This is a genomic window from Catenibacterium sp. UBA627 (assembly GCF_002299355.1).
GTDB lineage: Bacteria > Bacillota_I > Bacilli_A > Erysipelotrichales > Coprobacillaceae > Catenibacterium > Catenibacterium mitsuoka.
Map to the genome: position 1 here is coordinate 1 of NZ_DBPF01000014.1, position 2673 is coordinate 2673.

The 2673-nt window shown below is 31.6% G+C and carries 3 protein-coding genes; all 3 read left to right on the forward strand.

The window, feature by feature from the left end; translation table 11 throughout:
* The coding region (locus B2S90_RS01125; protein ID WP_286696411.1) for a PIG-L family deacetylase at window positions 1–676 on the forward strand (676 nt) is incomplete at its 5' end.
* A gap of 2 nt (window positions 677–678) precedes the next feature.
* On the forward strand, window positions 679–1374 hold the full coding sequence (locus B2S90_RS01130; protein WP_055232812.1) for a response regulator transcription factor: 696 nt from the start codon (window positions 679–681) through the stop codon (window positions 1372–1374).
* On the forward strand, window positions 1367–2673 hold a 1307-nt coding region (locus tag B2S90_RS01135), incomplete at its 3' end, for a HAMP domain-containing sensor histidine kinase (RefSeq protein WP_286696412.1). The genes B2S90_RS01130 and B2S90_RS01135, both read left to right, overlap by 8 nt.

Genomic DNA, 2673 nt, shown 5'->3' on the forward strand with positions numbered 1-2673 from the left:
AAATATGAATAATTTAAAAATGTTGACAATCAGTTCTTTGTTGATGATTAGTTCATTATTTGGTTCTAATCATACGATTAAGCATAAGAAGATGGTTGATGGATTAAATCTAAAAAATATAGATTCTGTGATGTTTGTAGCACATCCTGATGATGAAACGATCTGGGGTGGCAATCATCTTTTAAAGAAACATTATCTTGTTGTATGTCTAACAAATGCTAATAATAAGACAAGAAGAAAAGAATTCATGAATGTCATGAAAGCCACACATAATACAGGTGTAATGTTTAATTATCCAGATAAGACAAATGGACAGAGAGATAACTGGGATAAAGCAAGAAAAGATATTAAAAATGATGTACACTATATATTAAGTAAGAAGAAATGGAAAACTGTAGTCACACATAATCCAGATGGAGAATATGGTCATATTCACCATCAGATGACATCTTATATAGTAAGAAAAGATAGTCGTGTGGATATGAACCAGCTTGTCTATTTCGGTAAATACTATAGAAAAAAGAATATGCCTAAACACCTTAATTCTATATCTTCGAGTGATTTAAAGAAGAAAATGAAGTTGACTGGTATGTATAGTTCACAATCCAAGGTGATGGATCATCTTAGTCATATGTTACCTCATGAAAATTGGGTGAAGGCAAAGGATTGGAGATAGTTATGAACGAAAAGATCATAGTTGTGGATGATGATAAGGATATACGTGAAGTCATCCAGGTATTATTATCAAGTGAAGGGTATGAAGTGATAGAAGCAAGTAATGGAAAAGAAGCACTTAAATTAGTGGATGATGATACGGATCTCATTATTCTTGATGTGATGATGCCAGAGATGAATGGATATCAGGCTTGTGTTCTATTAAGAGAGAAAACAAAAGCCCCTATTCTCTTTTTAACCGCAAAAGGGCAGGATAGTGATAAGACATTAGGTTTTTCTAGTGGTGGTGATGATTATCTAACTAAGCCATTTTCTTATAATGAATTAAATGGGCGTGTGAAAGCATTACTGAGACGTTATCATGTGTATCAGGGTAAAGGTACTACACAAGAAAAACAGATGATATATAAGACAGGTAATATAGAAGTCAATAGTGCGAAACGTACAGCATCAATAGATGGAGAGAAACTCAACTTGACAGATTTAGAATATAATATTCTAGAGTATCTATTAATGAATAAACAGCAGGTTATTTCTCCTAGTCAGCTATTTGAAGCTATCTGGCATGAAGAATATTATTATGGGGCAAACAATACAATCATGGTGCATATTAGACATTTAAGACAAAAGATTGAAAAGGATCCTACAAATCCTGAACATATCAAAACAATCTGGGGTAAAGGATATTATTGTGAGTAAGAGATATGTAAGTCTTGCATCTAAGATTGTTATGATATTGATTGTCTCTAGTATTTCTGCTGTACTTGTCTATAGCTGTTTTAGAGAACAGATTTCCCATTATTATTCTTTTGTTGATGATATTGCTGGTATTAAAGAAAAAAGAACAAAGTTCTTTAAGGATTTTAAAGAAAAAGCGAAAGATGTGAATCTAACTGATAAGAAAAAGATTAAGAAATTAATTAAGACAAAAGACCCTTATTTGTCTGTTTATATTTATGATAATGTGGATGAGTATTATGTAGCAGGTAATTATGCCACTGTTCTTACAGAGCCAGTGAGTATGATTACACCACTTTATATCTTACAAAATGACTTTGAAACAGATGCTTATAATATGGTTTATACAAAGACAATCCAATTTAAGGATCAAAAGGCTGAAGTAGAACTGTATGATATGAACTTGCTTAAGTATATTAAGTATTATTTCTATGCTGCTTTGTTTACTTCTTTCCTCACATTCCTTCTTCCTACTTTCTTTTTTATTCGTCATAAAGTTAAATATATTGAATGTTTAAAACAGGAAATACTCAATATGTCCCATGGTGATTTATCTCATCCTATGACAATTCAAGGACGTGATGAACTTGCAGTACTTGCTCATCAAATGGATGGTCTAAGAGTGACATTAGAGGAAAATTATGAGAAAGAAAAAGAAATGCAGCAGACACATCATGATCTGATTACTGCCATGTCCCATGATTTAAGAACTCCTCTCACAAGTTTAAGGGGTTATCTGGATATTCTTGCCTTACATTGTTTCAAGGATCAGGAACAGATGGATAACTACTTACATAGATGTATTGACAAAGTAGAACAAATCAAAGAATTGTCTAATAAGACATTTGCCTATTCACTTGTGTTTGAACAGAATAGTCATCCTCAATTAGAAAAGATATCTACAGAAGAACTCTTAGGTTATATAGAAGAGAATCTTAACTATCTAGAATTAGAAGGTTTTATCATTCACAAAGACATTAAATACATAAAAAAAGAAGTCCTTTTAGACTTCTCCATGATCAAAAGAATGATCAATAACCTCTGTTCTAATATCCAGAAGTATTCAGATAAACATGTTGATATGACTCTTACTCTTGATGATTCTTTTGATCTCCTCTTAACCAATAAAAAGAAGAGTGACTTATCTAAAGTAGAAAGTAATAAGATTGGTTTAAAAAGTGTAAAACGTATTGTAGAATTACATGAAGGAACATGTTCTATTGAAGAAAGTGAAGAAACATTCTCCATCCATATCTCTAT